The organism is Micromonospora sp. NBC_01655 (genome assembly GCF_026339755.1).
In the GTDB taxonomy this organism is placed as follows: domain Bacteria; phylum Actinomycetota; class Actinomycetes; order Mycobacteriales; family Micromonosporaceae; genus Micromonospora.
Window position 1 is genome coordinate 2174192 of sequence record NZ_JAPEQF010000001.1, and the last position, 21903, is coordinate 2196094.

Consider the following 21903-nt stretch of genomic DNA (forward strand, 5'->3'; position numbering starts at 1 on the left):
CGACATGACGAACGAGGACATCGAGTACGACGAGCGCGACGGCATCGCCACCATCCGGCTCAACCGGCCGGAGGTGGGCAACGCGCTGTCCCGGCGGATGCGGCCCCGGCTGCGCGAGCTGTGGGCGACGGTACGCGACGACCCGTCGGTACGGGTGGTCGTCGTCACCGGCACCGGGGACCGGCACTTCTGCACCGGCGCCGACGTCCGCGAGGTGGCCGACACCGGTACGACCTCGTCCGGGCACGGCACGGTGGCCGAGGACATCGTCTGGTCACCGTTGCAGAACCAGGTGTGGAAGCCCGTCATCTGCGCCGTGAACGGGCTGGTCGCCGGAGGCGGGCTGCACTTCGTCGCGGACGCCGACATCGTCGTGGCCGCCGAGCACGCCCAGTTCATGGACACCCATGTCAGCGTCGGGCAGGTCGGTGCGGTGGAGAACATCGGACTGGCCCGCCGCCTGCCGCTGGGTACCGTGCTGCGGATGACGCTGGCGGGCCGGGGTTTCCGGCTCGCCGCGGACCGCGCGTACCAGCTCGGTCTGGTCGACGAACTGGTGCCGGCGGCCGGCCTGATGGACGCCGCGCGGGAACTGGCCACGGCCATCGCCGCCAACTCCCCGAGTGCCGTGTCGCGCTCGAAGCAGGCCATCTGGGGCGCCGCCGAACGGCCGCACCAGGAGGCCCTGGAGTACGGCTGGGAACTGGCCCGCCGGCAGTGGGCCCACCCCGACTTCGTCGAGGGTGCGCGCGCCTTCGTGCAGCGACGCCCGCCGCAGTGGAACGTCGAGGTGCCGGCATGAGGTGGGCCTTCACCGCCGACCAGGAGCGCCTGCGCGACGAGGTGCGGGTCTTCCTGGCCGAACACGCGCACCAGCGCGACCCGATGCAGTACTTCCACGGCCGCGGCGGCGCCAGCCGCGAGCTGTACCGCGAGCTCGGCCGGCGCGGCTGGCTGCGGCTGGCCTGGCCGCGTGAGTGGGGCGGGCAGGGCGCGCGGCCCTCCACCGAGTTCATCGTCTGGGACGAGCTGGCCTACGCCCGCGCGGTCCGCCCCGACCTGGCCGCCGGGATCGTCGCGAAGACCATCGTCGGGCACGGCACGGACGAGCAGCGGGCCCGCTTCCTGCCCGGCATCGGCCTGGGCGAGATCAGCTTCGCGTTGGGATACTCGGAGCCGGAAGCCGGATCGGACCTGGCCGGGGTGCGCACCCGGGCGGTGCCCGACGGCGACGGGTACCGGGTCACCGGCGAGAAGCGGTGGACCTCCGACGCGCACAACTCCGACTACCTGTGGCTGCTGTGCCGTACCCCGGAAAGCGGTCACACCCTGCTGATGCTCGACCTCACCGCGCCCGGGGTGCAGATCCGGCCGATCGACACCATCGACGGGCACCGGCTCAACGAGGTGAGCCTCGACGGCGTCTACGTGCCGCAGGAGAACCGGATCGGCGCCGAAGGCGAGGCGTGGCGGCTGATCCGGGCCGCGCTGGCCGTCGAGCGGCATCTGATGGTGCTGCCTGGCCGGGTCCGCCGCGACTTCGAGGATCTGCTGCGCTGGTCGGGCGAGCGGGGCTGGTCGGCCGATGCCCGGACCCGCGCCGACATCGCCGACATCGCGCTGGACGTGGCCGAGGTGGAGGTGGCGGCCATGAGTACCCTCGCGGCCCTGGAGGCCGGCCAGGACGGCGCCGCGCAGGCGGCGCGGGCGAAGCTGCTGGGCAGCAGGACCCTGCAACGCATCGCGCGGCTGCCGTTCGACGTCGGCGATGCCGGGGCCGCCCGCACCGGCACGCCGAGCTTCCTGTGGCACGAGACCTTCATGGAGACCATCGCCGGCGGCACCTCGGAGATCATGCTGGGCGTGCTGGCCCGCGAGGCGCTCGGGCTGGGAGGACGTCGATGACCGGGTTCCTGGACGTGCTCGCCGACCACGCGCGGCACGCGCCGAACGCGCCGGCGCTGATCGACCCGGTCGGCGAGTACACCTACGCGGAACTGTGGACCGCGATCGAGGAGCACGCCGCCGCGCTGCGCGCCCTCGGCGTCGCCCCCGGCGACCGGGTGGTCACCGCGCTGGCGCCCGGCGCCCCGCATCTGGCCGCGTTGTTCGGGGTGATGGCCGCCGGGGCGGTCGCGGTGCCGCTGAACATCCGGCTCGCCCCGCCCGAGGCGTACGCCTTCCTGGCCCCGCTCCGCCCGGCCCAGTTGCTGGCCGCCGAACCCGCCACCGAGCTGGCCGCCAGGCTGGGCTGCGGCCTGGCCACGCTGCCCTCGGCCGGCGCTGCCGGGCCGTTGACCGACCGGATGTCGCTGACCGTCGTGACGCCCGCCCCGTCGTCGCCCGCGTTCCGCGACGAGTCGGCCGCGATGATCATCGGTACCGGCGGCACCACCGGCGAACCGAAGGGCGCCACCTGGACCCACTCGGCGCTGTACCAGTACGCCGCGTCCTGCCAGGCGCAGATGGAGATCCGGCGCACCGACGTGGAGCTGTACTTCTCCCCGTTCTTCCACATCGCGGTCGCCACGATCGTGTTCGCGACCCTGTTCGCGGGCGGCACCGCCTGGCTGCTGCCGCGCTTCGACGAGGCCGCTGTCCTCGACGCGCTCGCCACCGGCCGGCCCACCCGGCTGTTCGGCGCACCCACCGCGTTGGTGCGGCTGCTGGAGCATCCCGGCTTCGGCGCGGAGCACGGTGCCTCGATCCGCCGGGTGCTGTTCGGCTCCACGGCCAGCGTGCCGGCCTTCCCCGGTCGGCTGCGCGCCGCGTTTCCGCGGGCCCACCTGATCACCGGGTACGGCGCCACCGAGTTCGGCGCGGTGGCCCGGGTCCGCTCCTGGGAACAGGAGGACGGCGTCGACCGGGGGCTGGGTCGCCCGGTGCCGGGCGTTTCGATCCGCATCGTCGACGACGCCGGCCACGACGTGCCCCGGGGCGGCGTCGGTGAGGTCCTGGTCCGCGCGCCGTGGCAGATGTCCGGGTACTGGGCGCGGCCGGAACAGACCCGGGCCACGGCGGTCGACGGCGCGATCCGCTCCGGCGACCTCGGCTGGCTCGACGATGACGGCTTCCTCCACCTGGCCGGCCGCGCCAAGGACATGGTCATCTCGGGGGGCGAGAACGTCTTCCCGATCGAGGTGGAGAACGTGATCGCCCAGCATCCGCAGGTCCACCAGGTCGCGGTGTTCGGCGTGGACGACCCGCTGTGGGGCGAACGGGTGGAGGCCGCCGTCGTGCCACACCCCGGTGGCGGCGTGGATCCCGACGGGCTGCGCGAGCACTGCCGCGCCGCCCTGGCCGGGTACAAGGTGCCGCGCCGGTTCCACGTGCTCGACGCGCTGCCGGTGACCCCGGCGATGAAGGTGGACAAACGTGCCCTACGGGAGGTCACCCGTGACGCTTGAGGTGGACTACGGCCAGCAGCCGCGCGAGTTCGCGGAGGCGGTGCGTACGCTGTGCCGGCGCCACGAGGAGGGTTGGCGCCACCTGCCCGGCGACGGGTTTCCCGAGCGGACCTGGCAGGACCTTGCCGACATCGGGTTCCTCGGCCTCGCGGCCGAGGGCACCGAGGCGGCCGGCGAGATCGCCGCCGTCATGGAGGAGCTGGGCGGCCTCGGCTGCCCCGGCCCGCTCTGGGAGACCGTCCTGGCGACCCGCGCCGCCGCCGAACCGCCGCCGAACGGCATCGCCACGGTGGGTACCGGCGGCCCGCTGCCCTGGGGACACCGCGCCACCGTGTTCTTCGCGCTCACCGACGACGGCCTCTGGGAGTGTGCGCCGGCCGGCGAGGCGGTGCTGGCACCGATGCTCACCGGTGAGCTGTGGGCCGAGGTGCCGCTGGCACCCCGCCGGCGCGTCCCCGACGAGTGCGGCGCGCTCGCCCTGGGTGACCTGGCGCTCGCCGCGCAACTCGTCGGGGCCGGCGCCCGGCTGGTTCGGGACGCCGCCGAGTACGTGGCCAGCCGCCACCAGTTCCGCCGGCCGCTGGGCGACTTCCAGGGCGTGGCCTTCCCGCTCGCCGAGGCCGACATCGAACTGGCCGCCGCGCGGGCCCTGACCAGCCGGGCGGCGTCCCGGCTGGCGGAGGGCGGCGCGGACGCCGCCCGCGCCGCCCGCGCCGCCGTCCTTTCCGCCGCCCGGGCGGCCCGTACCGCGACATACCACACCTTCCAGGCGTACGGCGCGATGGCGTTCACCGAAGAGGGCGGCGTGGCCTGGTACGGGCGGCGCGTCGCGCTTTTGCGCACCCAGGCGCTGGCCCCGTACCGCAGGGCGGCGTGGACCGCCGACGTCTTCGAGAGGAAGTTTCCATGACCGACGACGTTGTCGTCCTCGCCACGGCCCGTACCCCGTTCGGCCGCTTCGGCGGCGCCCTTCGTGACCTGCCCCTGCCCGACCTCGGCGCGATCCCGGTGGGCGCCGTGCTGCACCGCGCCGGGCTGACCGGCGCGGACGTCGACGAGCTGGCGTTCGGGGTGAACTTCCCCGGCTCCGAGCGCTCGGTGGCCCGGCAGGTGCTGCTGCGGGCCGGCATCCCCGAGGAGAAGGTCGCGTACACCGTCGACCGGGCCTGCTGTTCGTCGCTGGCGGCGATCACGCTGGCCAGCCGGGGACTGCGGCTGAACGACACCGCGCTGAGCGTCGCCGGCGCCGTGGAGAACCTGAGCCGGGTACCGTACTTCGTGCACGCGGCCCGCTTCGGCAACCGGATCGGTGACATCGTGCTCACCGACCAGCTCGTCGTCGCCTGCCCGCACACGGGGGTGCCCCGGGCCGTGCAGGCCGGCGCCGAGGCCACCGAGTACGGGGTGGACCGCGCCGAACAGGACGACTGGGCGCTGCGCAGCCAGCAACGGTACGCGGACGCCCTGGCCCGCGGCTGCTTCGACGACGAGATCGTGCCGGTGGACGTGCCCGACCGGACCGGCCGCCCCGTCCGGCTGGCCGCCGACGAGGTACCGCGGCCCGACACCACAGCACAGCAACTGGCCGCGCTGCCGACGGTCTACGGCAGCGCCACGGTGACGGCGGGCAACGCGCCCAACATGAGTACCGGCGCGGTGGCCCTGGTGCTGGCCGGTACGGCGGAGGCGGCGCGGCGCGGTACCACCGGCCTGGCCACCATCAGCGCGTGCGCCCAGGTGTCCGGCGATCCGCAGCGCCTGGCGTCGATGCCCGCGCGGGCGGCCCAGCGGGCACTGGCCCGGGCCGGCCTGGCCATCGAGGACATCGACCTGATCGAGGTCAACGAGGCGTTCGCGGCGGTGCCCCTGGTCACCACCCTTGCCCTGGCGGGCGGGGACCGGGCCGGGGCGCTGCGGCTGCGCGAGCGGACGAACGTCAACGGCGGCGCTGTCGCGGTCGGTCACCCCACGGGCGCGACGGGCGGCCGGCTGGTGATGACGATGATCAACGAGTTGCGCCGGCGGGGCGGGGGGAGGGGCCTGGTCACCATCTGCGGCGGCGTCGGCGAGGCCGAGTCGGTCATCGTCACCGTCCGGTGACCGCGTCCGGGGCGAGCCAGTGTCCCGCTGCCAGATCTCCTCCCACAGGTACGAGGTGGCGTAGGTGCCGTACGCGGGTTGTCCCTGCCGCCCGACCCCGAGCCGATCAGCGGGTTCTTCAGCTCCGCCGTGGCCACCGGGATGCCGATGAGGAACAGGAGAGCGTGGCCCGCGAGTCAGATATCCGATTGGCCCGCGACAGCAGCATGGTCCTCATGCACCGATGCGGGGATCACGACCTTCGGGGTCCAGGCCGAGCCGGGCGGTAGTGCGCACCCCGTTGCTGCGGCGCGTGGGACGCCCGCACGGTCCAGGGCCGAGTTTGCAGGATGGTGAGCACCTGGCACCTCGCGGCGATCCAGGCCCCGGTGTCGGGACACGTCCAACAGGCCAGGTCCAGCGCCTTGGTATGCAGATCCTTGAGCGGCCGGTTGTAGATCGGCTCGTGGTGGCCAATCCGGTTACGCAGATCGTGTAGCTCGGCCAGGGGTCCATGGATATCCCGGCGCAGGTTCCTACTCGGCCAGGCATCGCGCAGATGCGGCCATAGAGAACGGTCGTAGGAGCTGGTGAGCAGGAAGGGCCAGAACCCGAAGGTGAGCTCTGCGACGACCCGCCCGGGAGTCTCCTGCCGTCCGTCGCGAGTGGCCTGCGCGCGCGCCTTGGCGATCTGCTGGTGCCGGCGGTCGTCCAGGACACGGCCTGGGTCGAGATACCAGCGGGGCTCCTGGTAGGTCCGGCTGGACCAGTCCGTCAACCGCTGGTGCATCGCGTTGCGAATGAGCACCTCGACATGGCCCAGAGTGATCCAGAAAGCGCCGCTGATGGTGGCGTTCCACTCATACAGCGTCACAGCCTGGTGGACGTCGCCGCCGACCGCAGTCTGGTAGGCGCCGAGCCGTTCAGGGGAGAACCGTTGCTTCAGTAGCTGTGCTGTCGCCTCAGACACGCATTCCACTCCAGAGACGAGTCAGTATTCGTTTTCATACCGTGCCGGGCACAGCGTAGGGCGATGGCGGCCCTCAGCACGTCAGGCGTGCGGGGCGGGACGGAGAAAACGAATGGCGCCCACCCGATGCCGGGGGGCGCCATCCACAGTTATCGAGCCAGAACTCTGGTGGCCCGAAGGCGCCCAGAGCGTTCGGAGTGATTCTACTACAGCTCACGGCCAGGGTGCTCGGGATCCGTGAGCCGCGAGCTGGCGAGACTGTCGGCAGCGGCAGTCACTGTCGGGTCAGGCCGATGGTGGCGGCGAGGCGGGCCACGTCGGCGGCGGTGGGTCCGGCGCGGAGCACGGCGGTCAGCGCGGCGTGGGCGGCGGGGCGGAGGCGGGTCTCGGCGGGGGCGATGCCGTCGGCGCTGACCAGGGCGCGGCCGGCGGCGTGGTGGTCGCCGAGGTCGAGGTGGGCGCGGGTGATGTCGATGAGGTGGGCGGCGCGGTGCTCGGCGGGGAGCCGGTGCCAGGCGTCGTTGGAGGTGGCCCGCCGGTGGGCGGTGACGGCCCGATGGTGGTCGCCGAGGCGCATGGCGGTCAGTGCGCGGGCGAGTTCGACGGTGGTGGGGCCGAACCCGATGCCGTCGTGGTCGTCGTGGTGCCGCTCGCCGTGGGCGGCGGCGAGGTGGGCCGCCCGCTCGGTGAACTCGGCAGCGGCGGCGACGGCCCCGCACGCGGCGGCGGCGAGAGCGGCCTCGGTCAGCAGGGTTCCCGTCAGCGCGGGCTCCTCCGGCAGGAAGGCCCGGGACGGCACGAGGTCGAGGCGGTGCACGGCGGCTGCTGCTGCGGCCATCGCCAGCTTGCCCCGCCGCAGCGCCCGCAGCGCCTGGGCGACTGAGACCGACGCGAGCCCGGCCAGCCGTGGATCATCGGCGGCGGCGCTCATCGCCCGGTCGGCGGCCAGCCAGGCCGGGTCGGCCTCGCCGAGCTTGACCAGCACCTGGGCGGCGAGCCGGTACACCCGCACCGGCAGGCCTGCGGCGCACGCGTCGTCCGTCCGGGCGTGGCACGCCCGGCGGCTGTCGCCGAGCAGGTCGGGCAGCATCCGCAACACCTGGGCGTGGTGGCCGTTGCGGTACGCCGTCCAGGCGTACCCGACCTGGCCGTCAAGCTGCCGCAGCGACGACGCCGGCTGGCCGTCGCTGCCGAGCCGGGGTACGTCGTAGCGCGACAACGCCTCGCGCACCCGCTCCACGGCGCTGCCGGTGTCGGCGTCGGCGGCCGGTCCCCGCTGGACCTTGCCGGCGAGCAGGACGGTCGGGGCGACGCCGAGGGCCGCGGCGACCGTCTGGATTACCGAGAGCCGATCGAGGGTACGGACGCCGCGCTCGACCTTGTCCACCCAGCTCTTGGACTTGCCGATCCGGTCGGCGAAGACCTGCTGATTCATGCCCCGGTTGACCCGCAGCTCCGCCACCCGCCGCCCGATCGGCAACTCGTTGCCGGTGCGCCGGACGGGCTAGGTCATCGCTCCTGCTCCGTTGGCGGCTGCATGGCCAACGTGGACTCCCCGCAGCGCGGACACCACCGGGACTTGACCCGGAACGCGAGGAGCCCGAGCAGGAAGCCCGGCACCAGCCCACCGAACACGACCGACACGACTTCGGAGATCACGAACACCCTCGCTTTCGACGGGGTCAAAGGTCCGGACGTGCTGGCACGCCAGCGCCGACCACCATGGCCCGCGCCGGAACACCGCCCGCTTCGATGCGTTCAGTTGACCTCCCCGAGGCTGTGGTGGAAGTAGGTGCGCGTGGTGCCTATCGGTGCGCATCAGTGCCGTATCCACCTGCCTGCGAACGCTTCCGATACTGTCCGTGTAGGGGCCGCTACGAGTGAGGGGGTCGGAGGGGTGGCATTCAGCGGAGAGGCGATCGCCCGCTTGCTGGCCGAGGTTGGCTGGCAGCCGGAGCATCTCGCTCGACGCCTCAACGAGTGCGCTGAACGGCATGGGCGCACAGAGCGGCTGCACCTCAAGACGCCGTACAAGTGGAAGAAGGGCGATCTACCCCGCAGTCCGTGGCCATCGCTGACCGCAGCACTGTTGTCCGAGCAGTTGAAGCGGACAATCAGTCTCGATGAACTGGGCTGGCCGGACGAGGGATTCGAGGCTGCGCCCGCCTCCGTCGGCCTGGATCTGCCCTGGTCCTCAGGCGGGGCCTTGCGGGCGGCCGAGGTGGTGAACGAATCTGAGGGGATGATGCACCGACGGATGTTCCTCACTCTGCTCGGTTCCGCACTGACGTCACCGGCGCACGAGTGGATGATCGCCCAATCGCCGCAGGACATCGCGTCTACCATCGGTCGCCCCTTGTCCGGTGAGGTCGTCGACCACCTGGATGCGGTGACAGCCAGCCTGCGACGCATGGACGACCACCTCGGCAGCGGCCAAACCCTGGGGCTGGTCCGCCAACACCTGAGCACGGTGGTCGGGGTGCTGCGAGAGCGCAGCTACACCGACACCGTCGGCCGACGCCTCCACACCACCGCCGGTGAGCTGTTGCGCCTCGCCGGCTGGCTCTCTTTCGACGACGGCCACCACACCCAGGCGCAACGGTTCTGGATCGCCGGCCTCTACCAGGCAAACGCCGCTGGCGATCGCGGACTCGGCGCGAACATCCTCGGGTTCATGTCCTGCCAGGCCAAGGACCTCGGTCAGCTCCGCCAGGCCGTGACCCTCGCTGAGACTGCGCGAGCCAGTTACCCCGCTACGAGCCCGAAGGTGGCGGCGATCCTCGACCTGCGGGCCGCCGAGGCGTACGCCAACAATCGGTCGGTGACCGACACCCGCCGCGCGCTGGACAACGCATTCGGCAGGTTTATCGACAGCCGACCGGAGCACGGTGACCCCGACTGGTCCTACTGGGTCAACGAGGCGCAGGCTCACGCCCAGGCCGGCTACTGCTTCGTCAAGCTCGAAGACTGGCCACGCGCCCGCGATCACCTGCGGACAGCGCTGCGGCTACAGGGCAACGAGTGCACCCGCGAGGGTGCATTGCGCAACGCGCTGCTCGCCACCACCTACGTTCGGCAGGAGCACCCCGAGTTGGACAAGGCGCTCACCCTTGGTGACCAGGCTGTCCAGACCCTTACCGGACAGGTCACCTCCGCCAGGTGCATCAAGCACGTACGCAACCTGGTGGGCGCGCTGGCTCCTTACCGGCGTACTCCCGCCGTCCGCCGATTCTGTCAGGACGCCAGGGATCTCATCGCCACTTGATGACGCCGTAGCGGCCAGCCCCGTGCCTGAACGCTTTTCTCCCTCTGTTAGAGGAGCCGCCATCAAACTCATCAAGGAGTTGAGCGAGCATGGAGCGCTACCCCTGGCGTAAGTCGAGCCGTTCCGGCAGCAAGGGTCAGTGCGTGGGGGTGCGGGATCGGGGTGTTCAAATCGATGCGCGACTCGAAGGTCCCCAACGCCGGGACGCTGAGCTTCTCGCTGGCTGCCTGGGTGGAAGCCCGACCGGGAGGCCGAGGCGCTATGGCATCCCGAGGATGACTCTGGCTTACGCCTATTCTCACCTTCGCCCGACTTGACACCTTCGCCCACGTCGCGCCAATCAACCCTTTTGTATTGATGAGATCACCTCAAAGAATCGGGGGCGCAGCAGCTCGCTCCATGTCTGTGCCCTAGCGAAGGCGCGCCGTCTCGCCCGATTGTCATGCTGAACGATACTTGCCGCGGCCGATCGGCTGCATGACGGTAGCTGTGCGGGTGGAGTTCATTAGAGGCGACTCGCTAAGAGATCCAGCCACGCGATCAAGCGGTATCCTTTCCACCTGAGGAGGAGTCGATCATGAATGCGGATGCCGCTGAGAATCTGGTAGGTCTCAAGCTCGACGGGGGATGGCGCGTACTCGAGAAGCTCGACCCCGGCCCCCAAGCAACTGGTGGCAACTTTTGTACAGGGTACCTGGTCGAAAGCGACGGTGGGTTACGAGGATTTTGTAAGGCGCTAAATCTGGCGAGGGCTCTAACTTCACCTGATCCAGCAAGGCTGCTAGAACAGTTGACGAAGGCATACAACTTCGAATGCAATATTCTCAACAAGTGTGCTGAAGCCCGGATGTCACGTGTCGTCTTGGCTATCAGTCAAGGGGTGGTAGATGTTCCGGGGTTCGTTCTTCCAAGAGTCAATTACATCATCTTCGAACAAGCCGACGGCGACATCAGGGCAGCACTGAATACCGTATCTAATCTGGACATAGCTGCTAAACTTCGTTGCTTGCATCATGTTGCGACTGGTCTCCAGCAGTTGCACAGGCAGCACATAGCGCACCAAGACCTCAAACCTTCGAATGTTCTCGTATTCGGCGGTCAAGAGTCGAGCTTTCCGGACGTGACCAAAGTTTCGGATCTCGGCAGGGCGACCGACAGGTCTATGCCTGCAGCCCACGATGGTTTCCGAATTGCAGGTGATCCTACTTACGCCCCTCCCGAGCAGATGTACCATGCTACTCCAGTGGACTTTGGCCCACGTCGGCTGGGCTGCGATTTGCACCAGCTTGGCAGCCTTGTGACCTTTCTTTTTACGGGGGCATCTATGAATGCCCTGCTGTATCAGGAGCTGCACCCGATGCACTCGTGGCGCAACTGGGGTGGCCAGTATCAAGAAGTTCTTCCCTACCTTCAAGACGCCTACGGTAGGACAATCACTCGGATTTCAAGAGACATTCCAGTGCCAATCAGAAGTGAAGTAGCAAAAATGATCCGTTACCTTTGCGATCCGGACCCCGATCGACGCGGCCACCCGCAGAGCAGAAGGCAGGCCTCCGGCAGTCCTTATGAGCTCGTTCGCGTGGTTGCTCAATTTGACCTCTTGGCCAGAAGAGCCGAGATCAACTTACGGAACGGTGCTTAATGACCGCTCTACAGAACCCCGCACCAAGGGACGTCCTTCCTCGTTGGAGGCAGTGGGGCCAGGCGCGACGTAGCGGGGAGCTTAACTCTCTGAAGAACGGTAATCGTACTCCTCCGATCCAGTTCCTCAGCGAGTATCAGTGCGCCTTCGACAGCGATCCAGGAGTTTATACGGCCGGAGATCTTCTTTCGGCAGCCGCAGTCTTGGGTATTAGCTCTTCTGCCGTACAAGCCGCAGCGGTACTAATCTTATCCACTGAGGCCTCACCGCACGCAGTGCGAAGGCTCGCGCAGCAAGTGATTGGCGAACGGGGCATTGAGGAGTCGGAAGCGCCGCCCCAGCTAGATGAAGTTAACATTCGCAGCCGGGTAAAGCTTCTGCGTCGGATTCTTCAACGGGAACCGCGGAACTCGCTCAGATGGGCTGACTTGGCGCGCGCCCATGCGACCCTCGGCTCTGGCGATGCCGCAGACCGGGCAATGACAATAGCGCTTCAGGTAGGGCCCGTCAGCCGCTTCCTTTTGCGTGCAGCTGCCAGATTTTACGTCTATCGAGATGACCCGGGCCGGGCGCTCCATCTACTTAATAAGTACCAGAGTCACCTCTTGGACCCTTGGATTCTGTCTGCTGAGATTGCTACATCGAGCTTTGCTGACCGAACTTCGAAGCATATCCGACGCGGTCGTAAGATGGTCGAGGATCGAAGCATTGATCCGTGGCATCTTAGCGAGCTAGCGAGTGCCCTATCCGTCATAGAGCTACGTTCTGGCCGATTTCGGCAGGCTCGGAAGATGTTGGCCGTGTCACTTGAGCAGCCAACGGAGAATTCTTGGGCTCAGGCTGAGTGGTCGTCATCCCAAGGGCTAGCGCTGTCTGTTAATGGAGAGCGAGCAGAGCTCCTCGACTTGCCAATGGGATATGAAGCTAGGGCTCTTCATTATGTTCGCGCGGGGGAGTACGAAAAGGCCGTAACTAATGGCATGCTATGGCTGGCTGATCAGCCATTTGCCTTGGACCCGGCGATCTTCGCATCCTATACCGCGTCGGTGTTGGCAGGCGATGATGTTAAGGCCGCCGTTGCGGCATCCGCCGGACTGCGGGCGCACCCAAGCTCCGAACTTCTTCTTAACAACTATGCATTTGCTTGCGCCCGATCGGGTCGATTGGATGAGGCAAGGGTAGCCCTGGACCGCATTAAATTTGCTGAGCCCAGCGACACCGGCGCCGCGATTTCAACCGCGACCCGCGGCCTGCTTTCATTCAAGCTGGGAGAAGTTGATGGGGGGCGTGAAAAATATCAAAAAGCGATCAACGCATTGGTGGCATTTAAGCGGAATGAGGCCGCCGCTCTAGCTGCTCTCTATTGGGCAGAGGAAGAAGTCGCGGTCGGCCAAGTCGACAAGGTGGCCGAGGCAATAGCAAGGGCCGGAGACCTGGCCAGGAAGGCGTCGACGGCTGCTGTGAAGGCTCGGACCGCGAGGCTACTGGCGAAGACAAATTTGGTGAAGTAATCTCAGCGAATTTGCGGTAGGTATTCTTATTCGAAGTGGGTGAGGTGCAGTCCGGCGGCGATTATGTCGTCTATCCTGCGTGGGCTGATGGTGGCATGACGCAACAACTCCAGCCGTTCGATCAGGATTGCGAAGCCGTATTTATTCTGTCAGGGTAGGCCACGGAGCGGCCGGTTCGTAGGTGCGGCTGTCGCACGCGAGCTGTTGACCGTCTGCCGACTGCTTGACCGGAGTTTTGATGCCGTGAACTGCGCCGTCGTTCCCGAATTCGGCCAGGGCCGGCAGGTGGAGTTCTGCTGCGAACCAGTTCAATTCGGGGGTGACTCGCAGTTCGCGGGGCGCAGGTGATGTCGTGCAGAATGCCTGGCTTGGCCTTCGGTTTCCAGACCTGCAGCTCATCCGGGCGGATGACGTCCTGGACGTTCGTACGAAAGCCGCAGAGCCTGCCCGTCGTCAGCGACTCCGCCGACGGCCACGTCGCCGCCGAAGTAGCTGGGCAGTTCGCAGCCCAGCGCGGCGGTGAGCCCGGCGTTCACCGGGCGGGTCGCCTGGTACGCGTCGTACCGGTCGTGGGTCGACCAGCCGCGTCCGGAGAGCAACTGGCCGGCCACCCTGCCGTCGCCGGTCGCCGGTCGCCAGCCGCCGCCGGACCCTGCTGGCGAGATCCCCCAGCCCCGCCAGGTCACCGGCCTTCGCCAGGCCCCGCGCCTCGTCGACCAGCCGCCACAACGCGTCCCGCTCCTCGCGGACCGCGTCAACGTGCATGCCGGGCACGTCAACCACGACTCACCCGCCGGACAGGCCGGCGACCGACAGCGCCCGCTGGTGCAACGAGTCGACGCGCTCGGTGAGTTCGCGTACGGCCGCCTCGTCGTTGCCGTCCACGGCCGTGATGCCGTCGAGCAGCGCCGCGTAGTCGGACGTCAGCCTCAGGTACCGCCGGCGGAACTCCCGGTCGGTGCCGCCGGCCTGGGCGTACCGCTGGTCGAGGTCGATGATCTGCTGGGCCAGGACGGCGGCGGCGGCGCTGAGCGCGCTACGGCCGTCGGCGTGCTCGTCGCGGCGGCCGCGGCGGATGGCCGCGAGCCGGCCGGCCCGGCGGCCCCCGACGTAGAGCACCGTCGCTCCGGCGACGACGCCCACGATCGCCGCGCCCGCGAGCAGGAAGCGGGGCAGCGACGGGCTGATCGTGCGGGCGCCGTCGGGAACGGTGCCGGCCTTCACCAGCAGGTCATAGTTGACGGTGACGACCTTCAGCGCCTCCAGCGGGCGGTCGGCGAAGGTGTCGATGCCCCGGCTGATGATCATCTCCGCGACGGCGGCCCGGCCGAAGTTCGCCTTGTCGCGCCCGGGCAGCAGCGCGCACCCGTACGTGTCGTAGTCGTCCCCGTCGCGGCTCAGCACCAGCACCACTGTCCCGTCGGCGGCGTGCTCGACCTGGTGGCAGGCGCTCCGGCGGTCGGCGCCCGGCTCCAGCATGATCACCACCAGCCTGCGGTTACCGATGATCCGCTCCGCCGCGGCCTGGTCCAGGTCGACACCGGGCGCGGCGTACACGGACGAGGTGCGGACCTGGCGGGCGATCGGGCCGTCCAACGCCCCGCCGGTCCACAACGCCCAGCCGGCCAGGACCGCGCAGGCCAGGACGGCGAAGCCGAAGGCGTGCCGAACAGGGCACCGAGCCGACGTCGTACGGAGGGTTTCACGACAACCTGCCCCGCAGGTAGAGGTCCGGTCGATAGCTGGTGATGCCCATCGTGCGGGCGGCGTCGTCCAACTCGCCCGCCGCCTCCCTCAGCAGCGTCCGGACGTGCCGTTCCGGTAGCTCCTCGTCCAGCGCCTCGCTCGCCGCCCGCAGCTTGACGATGCCCCCGGGTCAGCGCCGGATCGCTGCGGGCATCGGTCAACAGGGACATCTCGACGGCGAGCGCGGTGAGACCGGCCAACCGGGCCGGGATGCCATCCCGACCCCGGCCGCCCCGCCGGCGCCCCGCACCGCCGTCGGGTCGGCGCAGCGACCGGATCGACAGGACCAGGAACGCCGCCACGCAGCCCGCGAACACCCACGGCAGCGCTGGCAACGCCACCCGGAGCGGGTCGACCGGACGGTACGGCAAGGGCCGGTCGAACAGGCCGGAGTACCGGATGTCGGTGACCCGGTTCAGGTAGACCGCCAGCACGTTGTCCTGGGGGTAGTCGTACCGGCTGAGCCGGCTGGCGAACTGACCGTAGAAGCTCGCCCCGGCCAGCTCCGCGAAGTCCGCCTGCCCCGGACCGTGGTACTCGATCCAGGAGCCGTACATCACCACGATCGGGGTGCCCGGGAACAGCCCGGTCAGCGCCGGACCGTACCGGGGCAGCGGCGCGCCGTCCCGCTGCGGGGGAAGCGCGACGACCCGGGCGCCGTCCGGGAAGGCGTGCCGAGCGCTCTCGCCGGGAACCCTCGTCAGCGTGGCCCCGGCTCCGACGTGCAGCCCGGTCGCCCGCAGGTCGGCGGCGACGGTGGCCAGCTCCCGCTCGGTGGGCTCCCGCCAGCGCACCTCGTCGCGGTCGGGCGGGGTGGGCTGGTCCTGTAGCGCGGCGACGAGCGTCACCAGCAGATCCGTCACGTCACCGGTGGCGAACTGGGCGCGCCAGCCGGGCAAATCGTCGGCGACGGCCTGGTAGAGGCCGCCGCTCACCTCGGTGCCGATCACCCGGAGGGTCGCGTTCTTCACGTCCCGGACCCGGTCGCGTTCGTCCTTGTCGAGCCCGGGCGGCGCGACCAGGATGCGGACCTGCTGGTTCCCGATGGCCTCCCGTACCCGCTGCTCGTTCCACCGCGCGACCGACCCGGGGAGCCGCACCACGGGGTCGGCGGCCACCAGCGCGGTCATCTCGGCGACCGAGGGCACGGTCGCGTCGCTCAGCTCGCCGGCCGACCCCTCCTCGACCCCCGCTGAGGACGACGGCGACCCGTCCCCCCGCGCCCACCGGCGATCAGTTCGGCGCGGGTGAGCAACTGCTCGGCCTCGGGCACCCGGGACGCTGCCGCGTCCCGGCTGACGGCCGCACTGTCGATCTCCGCGCGGGCAGTGGACCAGGCGGTCCGGTGCGCCTGCGCTCGGGCCCGCCACCAGGGCAGCAGGGCCGTCACGAAGCCGGCACCCACCAGCAGCAGGCCGCCGACCAGCCAGATCGGGAGGGTGTGTGACATGCGCACCAGCCTTGTGCCGAGGGGCCCGGGTCCACTTCCGTGACGAGCGAGGGTACGGCCGAGTCTGGCTGATCGAGGCGAGCTGATCCATCCGGGGCTGCCGGCGCGTGGCCGCGGTGATCGGCCGCCTACGGGTTGCGTTCGTGTGTGGGCATGGGGTGGTGGGTGGGGGTGCTCATCCGTCGCGCGGTTCGCCAGGGAAGGATCGTGTCGTGCATACCTCGACGCGTACGCGTGCTCTGCTCGGTGGCTTGGTCCTCGCGGTGGCGACGGTCGGAACCTGGTGGGCCTGGCTCGGCTGGGACACGGAGTACACGGTCGACCCGGTGACCGACTCGGTCAGCGGCCCGTACGAGGTGTGGCAGGTCGTCGGGTGCGTCCTGTCCCTGGTGGTGATCGCCGCCGTCGGCGGCTGGACGCTCAGCCCCTGGCTGGTGGCACCGGTCATGACGGTGGCCTTCACCGTGGCCTGGGCGTGGCAGGCGGCGACGAGCGACGACTCCGGCCTGTGGGCGGTCGGTGCGCTCCTGGTCCTGTTCGGGATGGCGGCCGGCACCACCGCGGTCAGCGCCGGCGTCCGCCTGTTCCGCCGACACCGCCCCGCCGCAAGCTGACCCGCCCTCCCCGCCCCCTGCGCCGCCGCCCGCCGGCCCGCGCGGCTGCCCGCACTGCCCGTTCCCGTCGTACCGCCGCAGGCACGGGGCAGCGGGCGTGCCGAGGCCCCGGTAGGGTGCCCGACCATGCGTGACGGGGCCGGTGCGGACTGGTGGGCGGCCGTCCCGCCGCGCCGGGTCAGCCACCTCGTGGACGTCGACCCCGAGCTGCTCCGGTTGGCCCTCGACCCGCTACCCCCGGCCGCGCCGGCCGTGCTCACCCACCGTCCGGAGCGGGGCCTCCCCCTGCCCGGCCTGGTCGCCGCCCTCCTCGACCAGTTGGCGGACGCGGCCCGGGCGTTGTTCCCCCGCTGGTTGCCGGGCGCGGGCCGGCTGGACGGCGGCGGAACGCTCGGCGTGGCCGCCGTCCGGGGGCTCGCCGCCCGGCTCGCGGCCCGCTCGGACCACTTCGGACCGTTCCTCGCCGACCTCGCCGAGCGGGCGCTGCGCGACCCGGTCGTCCCGGGTGCCGCCGGCCGGAGCGGTCGCCGGTCGCGGTTCCCCGCCGAGGTGCGGGCCGCCGGCCTGACCCGGGTGCTCGCCGACGCGTACGACCGGGAGTCCTGCGTGCTGGTGGCCGAGCAGCCGGAGGGGGCCGGGCCCGAGGACGAGCGGGTCCTCGTGGCGGCGGCCGAGTGGCTGGTCCAGCACGGCCGGTGCGCGGTGTGGCTGGTCGGCCCGCTCCGGCACGGAGCCGACCGGGTCCGGCCGGTGCGGCTCCGGCTCCCGGCGCACCTCGACGAATTGACCGGCGACGCCCGTCGGGCCTCTGACAGCGCTGCCGCTGCGGAGCTGGTGTACCCGCCGCTGGCCGGGGCACCGCGCCCGGACAGCGTCGCCGAGCAGGCACTGGAGCGGGCTCTCGCCCCGCACGGGTGGGCCCGGGGCCGGCGGTGGAACCACACCTACGAATGGCATCCCCTGAGCCGTTCGTATCGGTTGGATCTGTTCTGGACGGTCGAGGGGCTTGCGATCGAAGTGGACGGCCCGGAGCATCGGGGACGAATAATGTTCGCCGACGACCGGCGGCGCGACGTGCAGCTCCAGCTCCTCGGGCTCGACGTGCTCCGGTTCACCAACGAGCAGGTGCTGACCGACGTCCAGGCCGTGGTCCGGAGCATCCGGGAACTGCTGGCCCGACGACGCGCGGCCGGCGCGCACCCCTGACAGGAATGAGGCCCCATGTCAAGCAGCACTGCGGACCTTCCGAGCCTGACCCCGAACCAGATCAACGCGCTCGTCGTGCTGATGGTGGAGGCACGCAAGCTGACCAACGCCGAGCTGCAGGAGCTGGCCGGATTCACGCTCACCGGCAAGGACAACAAGAAGCTGGTGGAGCTGGGCCTGGTCGAGACCGACCGGAACCACCGCCCGTTCTCGCACGACCTCACTGAGGAGGGTTGGCGGGTAATGCGCGAGCTGCACACCGCCGCCCCGCCCAAGGCGGGCCGCTCGGCCAGCCGCTCACTGTTCACCCTGCTCACCAACCTGCACCGAGGGCTGGACCGGCTGCGGATCAGCCACGGTGACTTCTTCAAGCAGACCGGCGCCGAGCCGGCCACGGAGGTCGCGCCCACGTCGCCCACGGAGGTCGCGCCCACGCCGGCCCGGTCGTCCGTCGGGGGCGACACCGAGGCGCTGGTCCGGGCCGCGTACCGGGAGTTGGCCGCGCGGCCCGGCGCCTGGGTCGGCCTCGCCGACCTGCGCGATCACCTCGGTGGTGCCGACCGCGCGGCGGTGGACACGGCGCTGCGGGCACTGGTCCGGCAGGACGGTGTACGGATCATCCCGGTCGCCAACAGCAAGTCGCTGACCGTGCGGGACCGGGCGGCGGCGGTACGCATCGGGGACGAGGACAACCACATGCTGGCGATCGGGGCGGCATGATCCCTGACGACGAGCGCGCCGCGCTGGAGGCGTTGACCTTCCACCCGGCCGTCACCCCCGACGACGTGTGGCGGCCCTCCCCGTATGACGTGCCCGAGCTGCACGAGCGGGTGGTCGCCGAGATCCTGCGCGGGGTGGCCCGCGCCCGCACCGACGACACCAGCCGGCCCCTCGGGGTGGCCATGCAGGGGCGGGCCGGTTCCGGAAAGACCCACCTGCTCGGCGCCGTCCGGGAGCGCATCCAGCAGGACGGCGGCTACTTCTTCCTGGTCAACATGGTCAGCGGCCGGACTTTCTGGTCGAGCGTCGCGCTGGCCATGGTCGAGGGGATGGGCCGGGAGTCCGGTGGCTGGGACACGCAGTTACGCAAGTTCCTGCGCCGGCTCACCTCGCAGCTCGGCATCCCCGCCGAGGTCCGGGACGCGGTGTCCGGCACCGAGCCGCTCACCCGCGAGCACCTGGACACCTTCGTCCGCGCCCTGCGCACCCACCACCGCGAGGTGGGCCGGGACTGCCAGGACACCGTCCGGGCGCTGGTGCTGCACGGGTCCCACGAGTTCGACGACCAGGACATCGGCTACGCCCACCTGATCAGCGAGCCGGGCGACCCGGCGCGCCGGGCGGAGTGGGGGCTGACCCACGGCGTACGCCCCCCGCAGCAGGTCGTCCAGGACATCTCCCGGCTGATGGCGCTGACGCTCGACCCGACGGTGATCGCCGTCGACCAGCTCGACACGCTGTTCGCCCAGACCAGCACGTCCATGTTCGACCCGCGCGCGGAGCTGGACGAGGCCCACGCGACCGCGTTCGGGCCGATCGCCGACGGCCTGCTGACCCTGCGCGACGTTACCCGCCGGACCCTGCTCGTGGTGTCCTGCCTGCCGGACACCTGGGAGCTGCTGACCCGCAGCGCGCCGACCTCGGTGGCGGACCGGTTCCGGGTGTCCCTGCTGCCCGACCGGATTCCGACGCCGCAGATCGGGCAGGCCATCGTGGCGAAGCGGCTCGCCGCCGTGTTCACCGAGCGACGGTTCGCCCCGCCCCATCCGACGTGGCCGATCAGCCCCGACGCCTTTGCCGACGCCCCGAACCTCACTCCGCGGGCCCTGCTGCGCCGGGTGGACCGGCACGTCGCCTGGTGCCGCGACGCCGACGAGGTGACCCTGCTCGACCGGTTCGTCGACGGCGGGGGCCCTCCGGTCGCCCCGCCGCCGGGGCCGGCCGGTACGGCGGATCTGCGCCCGCTGGACGAGCGGTTCGCCCGGCTGGTGGCGGCGGCCGAGGTGCGGCCCGCGCTGGAGCACCGCACCGAGGACGAGCACCTGCCGCCGCTGCTCGCCGCCGGGCTCGCCGCGTGGATCGCCGAGCAGGCCCCGACCGGGGCCACGTACAAGCACGACCCGCCGCCGGGCCGCAAGCCGGCGCTGCACGGCCGCCTGATCGAGGTGCTCGACGAGGCCACCGAGAACGAGGCGCACTGGTGCTTCCGGGGGATCGCCCACCCGAACGCGATCGCGACGATCGCCCGGGTCAGGGCGGCCTGCACGATGGCCGGCCTGGACCGGCAGTACCCGCAGCGGCGGCTGGTGCTGCTGCGCAACGGCCCCTGGCCGACCGGGAAGCGCACCTCGGAGGTGCTGGCGGAGTTCGACGCGGCCGGCGGGTTGCGCTGCGCCGTGGCGGAGGCGGACCTGCGGGTGTTCGCCGCGCTGCGGGAGCTGGCCCGGGAACCCGACGCCACCTTCCAGGAGTGGCTGGTCGCCCGCCGTCCGGCGAGCGGCACCACCCTGCTCCGTACGGTGCTCGGCGACCCGGCCCCCGCCTGCCCCGCGGACGGGAACGGACCCGTGACGCCGGTGTCGCGGGACGCCGACGGCCCGGTGGCGGGGACGGTCGACGCTGCGGGACCGGGTCACGACGACGCTCCGGTGGCGGGTTCTGCGGGCGACGGCCGGGTAGCGGGCGCGGCGGCGATCCGGCTGGGGAACACCACCGACGGACAGCCGTTCTCGGTCGACCTGGAGTCGCTGCGCCGGCACACCGTCGTCTTCGCCGGCTCCGGATCCGGCAAGACGGTGCTGATCCGGCGGCTGGTGGAGGAGTGCGCCCGGCAGGGCGTGTCCTCGATCGTGCTCGACCCGAACAACGACCTGGCCCGGCTGGGGGACGCGTGGCCGCAGCCGCCGGTCGGCTGGGGGCCGGGCGACGACGAGCGGGCCCGGGACTACCTCGACCACACGGAGGTCGTCGTCTGGACGCCCCGGGTCACCGCCGGGCGGCCGTTGAGCTTCCAGCCGCTGCCGGACTTCAGTCCCGTGCGGGACTCGCCGGACGAGTTCGACCAGGCCATCCGCTCGGCGGTGGAGGCCCTAGCGCCCCGGGCCGGGGTGGACCGGCCCACCCGGCTCGCCCAGCAGGGCAAGGCCGTGCTGACGGAGGCGCTGCTGGCGTACGCGAGGACCGACCTGGTGGGCCTGCCCGCCTTCACCGAGTTCCTCGCCGACCTGCCCGACGGGGTGAGCCGGCTGGCCCGGGCCGACAAGCTGGCCCTCGACCTGGCCGAGACGCTCAAGGCGGCGATGGTCACCGACCCGCTGTTCGGCGGCGCGGGCGCCCCGGCCGATCCCGGCCTGCTGCTCACCCCGACGCCCGGCCGGCGGGCCCGGGTGTCGGTGGTCAGCTTCGTCGGGCTCACCTCCGACCAGGAGCGGCAGAGCTTCGTCAACCAGTTGCAGATGGCGCTGTTCGCCTGGGTCAGGCGGCACCCGGCCGGGGACCGGCCGCTGGGCGGCCTGTTCGTCATGGACGAGGCGCAGACCCTCGCCCCGTCGACCGGGAACACCGCCTGCACGGCCAGCTCCATCGCCCTGGCCTCGCAGGCCCGCAAGTACGGCCTCGGGCTGGTCTTCGCCACCCAGGCACCCAAGGGCCTGCACAACCAGATCTCGGGCAACGCCACCACCCAGTTCTTCGGTCTGCTCAACGCCCCGGCGCAGATCGACGCGGCGCGGCAGCTCGCCGAGGCCAAGGGCGGCCGGCTGCCCGACATCGGGCTGTTGAACAGCGGCCAGTTCTATGTCGCGGGGGAGGGCTTCCCCTTCGTCAAGGTGGACACCCCGCTGTGCCTGACCCACCATCCCAAGGCACCGCTGACGCCGGAGGAGGTGGTGCGGCGGGCGGGCTGAGCCGGGCCGCCGCACGCCGGAGGGCCGCCGCACGCCGGACGACGTCGGGGGCGGCCCGTGTACCGACCCCCGGCACACGGACCGCCCCCGCGACGCCGGCCTCCCCGG

20 protein-coding genes are annotated in these 21903 nt (G+C 70.9%); 13 read left to right on the top strand and 7 right to left on the bottom strand.

Going from position 1 to position 21903, the window contains the following annotated elements; genetic code table 11:
* Window positions 1-4 precede the first annotated feature (4 nt).
* The 5 genes from OOK41_RS10400 to OOK41_RS10420 are packed head-to-tail and all read left to right on the top strand — an operon-like array spanning window position 5 to window position 5507.
* On the top strand, window positions 5-802 hold the full coding sequence (locus tag OOK41_RS10400; RefSeq protein WP_266264205.1) for an enoyl-CoA hydratase/isomerase family protein: 798 nt from the start codon (window positions 5-7) through the stop codon (window positions 800-802).
* Window positions 799-1905, top strand: coding sequence for an acyl-CoA dehydrogenase family protein (locus OOK41_RS10405; protein WP_266264206.1), 1107 nt, complete (start codon window positions 799-801; stop codon window positions 1903-1905). Before OOK41_RS10400 ends, OOK41_RS10405 begins: the two co-directional genes overlap by 4 nt.
* Window positions 1902-3407 carry a class I adenylate-forming enzyme family protein gene (locus OOK41_RS10410; RefSeq protein WP_266264207.1) on the top strand — a complete coding sequence of 502 codons (1506 nt, stop codon included), beginning with the start codon at window positions 1902-1904 and terminating at the stop codon, window positions 3405-3407. The genes OOK41_RS10405 and OOK41_RS10410 overlap by 4 nt, the downstream gene beginning before the upstream one ends.
* Window positions 3397-4317 carry an acyl-CoA dehydrogenase family protein gene (locus OOK41_RS10415; RefSeq protein WP_266264209.1) on the top strand — a complete coding sequence of 307 codons (921 nt, stop codon included), beginning with the start codon at window positions 3397-3399 and terminating at the stop codon, window positions 4315-4317. The genes OOK41_RS10410 and OOK41_RS10415 overlap by 11 nt, the downstream gene beginning before the upstream one ends.
* Window positions 4314-5507 (top strand): thiolase family protein, encoded by a 1194-nt coding sequence (locus OOK41_RS10420; RefSeq protein WP_117671410.1) that lies wholly within the window; start codon window positions 4314-4316, stop codon window positions 5505-5507. The genes OOK41_RS10415 and OOK41_RS10420 overlap by 4 nt, the downstream gene beginning before the upstream one ends.
* A gap of 232 nt (window positions 5508-5739) precedes the next feature.
* On the opposite strand, the gene OOK41_RS10425 is transcribed toward OOK41_RS10420, so the two are convergent.
* The 3 genes from OOK41_RS10425 to OOK41_RS10435 form a co-directional block, all read right to left on the bottom strand.
* Complete coding sequence (locus tag OOK41_RS10425; protein ID WP_266264212.1) at window positions 5740-6456, bottom strand: Abi family protein; 717 nt, start codon at window positions 6454-6456, stop codon at window positions 5740-5742.
* Window positions 6457-6730: 274 nt separating this feature from the next.
* On the bottom strand, window positions 6731-7936 hold the full coding sequence (locus tag OOK41_RS10430) for a helix-turn-helix domain-containing protein (protein WP_266264214.1): 1206 nt from the start codon (window positions 7934-7936) through the stop codon (window positions 6731-6733).
* A gap of 29 nt (window positions 7937-7965) precedes the next feature.
* Complete coding sequence (locus OOK41_RS10435; RefSeq protein WP_266264216.1) at window positions 7966-8115, bottom strand: hypothetical protein; 150 nt, start codon at window positions 8113-8115, stop codon at window positions 7966-7968.
* A 238-nt stretch (window positions 8116-8353) separates the two neighbouring features.
* On the opposite strand from OOK41_RS10435, the gene OOK41_RS10440 reads away from it, so the two are divergent.
* The 4 genes from OOK41_RS10440 (at window position 8354) to OOK41_RS10455 (ending at window position 13032) form a co-directional block, all read left to right on the top strand.
* Window positions 8354-9721 carry a hypothetical protein gene (locus OOK41_RS10440; protein ID WP_266264217.1) on the top strand — a complete coding sequence of 456 codons (1368 nt, stop codon included), beginning with the start codon at window positions 8354-8356 and terminating at the stop codon, window positions 9719-9721.
* Window positions 9722-10298: 577 nt separating this feature from the next.
* A complete protein-coding gene (locus OOK41_RS10445; protein WP_266264218.1) occupies window positions 10299-11363 on the top strand; it encodes a protein kinase in 1065 nt (354 codons plus the stop codon).
* An 800-nt stretch (window positions 11364-12163) separates the two neighbouring features.
* Entirely contained in the window at window positions 12164-12874 is a 711-nt protein-coding gene (locus tag OOK41_RS10450; RefSeq protein WP_266264220.1) for a hypothetical protein, read from the top strand.
* Window positions 12875-12909: 35 nt separating this feature from the next.
* The gene (locus tag OOK41_RS10455; protein ID WP_266264222.1) at window positions 12910-13032 is read left to right on the top strand and encodes a hypothetical protein; all 123 of its coding nucleotides are present in this window, start codon (window positions 12910-12912) and stop codon (window positions 13030-13032) included.
* Window positions 13033-13269: 237 nt separating this feature from the next.
* On the opposite strand, the gene OOK41_RS10460 is transcribed toward OOK41_RS10455, so the two are convergent.
* From OOK41_RS10460 to OOK41_RS10475, 4 genes are all read right to left on the bottom strand, one after another.
* Entirely contained in the window at window positions 13270-13560 is a 291-nt protein-coding gene (locus OOK41_RS10460) for a hypothetical protein (protein ID WP_266264224.1), read from the bottom strand.
* Window positions 13561-13660: 100 nt separating this feature from the next.
* Complete coding sequence (locus OOK41_RS10465; protein ID WP_266264225.1) at window positions 13661-14431, bottom strand: hypothetical protein; 771 nt, start codon at window positions 14429-14431, stop codon at window positions 13661-13663.
* Complete coding sequence (locus tag OOK41_RS10470) at window positions 14356-15768, bottom strand: hypothetical protein (protein ID WP_266264227.1); 1413 nt, start codon at window positions 15766-15768, stop codon at window positions 14356-14358. The genes OOK41_RS10465 and OOK41_RS10470 overlap by 76 nt, the downstream gene beginning before the upstream one ends.
* An 11-nt stretch (window positions 15769-15779) precedes the next feature.
* The gene (locus OOK41_RS10475) at window positions 15780-16070 is read right to left on the bottom strand and encodes a DUF6403 family protein (protein WP_266264229.1); all 291 of its coding nucleotides are present in this window, start codon (window positions 16068-16070) and stop codon (window positions 15780-15782) included.
* Between the two features lie 212 nt (window positions 16071-16282).
* Here OOK41_RS10475 and OOK41_RS10480 point away from each other — a divergent pair, with 212 nt between their 5' ends.
* From OOK41_RS10480 to OOK41_RS10495, 4 genes are all read left to right on the top strand, one after another.
* Window positions 16283-16684: a hypothetical protein gene (locus OOK41_RS10480; RefSeq protein WP_117671404.1), complete on the top strand. Its 402-nt coding sequence runs from the start codon at window positions 16283-16285 to the stop codon at window positions 16682-16684.
* Window positions 16685-16810: 126 nt separating this feature from the next.
* Window positions 16811-17890, top strand: coding sequence for a DUF559 domain-containing protein (locus OOK41_RS10485; protein WP_117671400.1), 1080 nt, complete (start codon window positions 16811-16813; stop codon window positions 17888-17890).
* Window positions 17891-17905: 15 nt separating this feature from the next.
* Window positions 17906-18610 carry a hypothetical protein gene (locus OOK41_RS10490; RefSeq protein WP_266264233.1) on the top strand — a complete coding sequence of 235 codons (705 nt, stop codon included), beginning with the start codon at window positions 17906-17908 and terminating at the stop codon, window positions 18608-18610.
* Window positions 18607-21795 carry an ATP-binding protein gene (locus OOK41_RS10495; RefSeq protein WP_266264235.1) on the top strand — a complete coding sequence of 1063 codons (3189 nt, stop codon included), beginning with the start codon at window positions 18607-18609 and terminating at the stop codon, window positions 21793-21795. The genes OOK41_RS10490 and OOK41_RS10495 overlap by 4 nt, the downstream gene beginning before the upstream one ends.
* Window positions 21796-21903 lie beyond the last annotated feature (108 nt).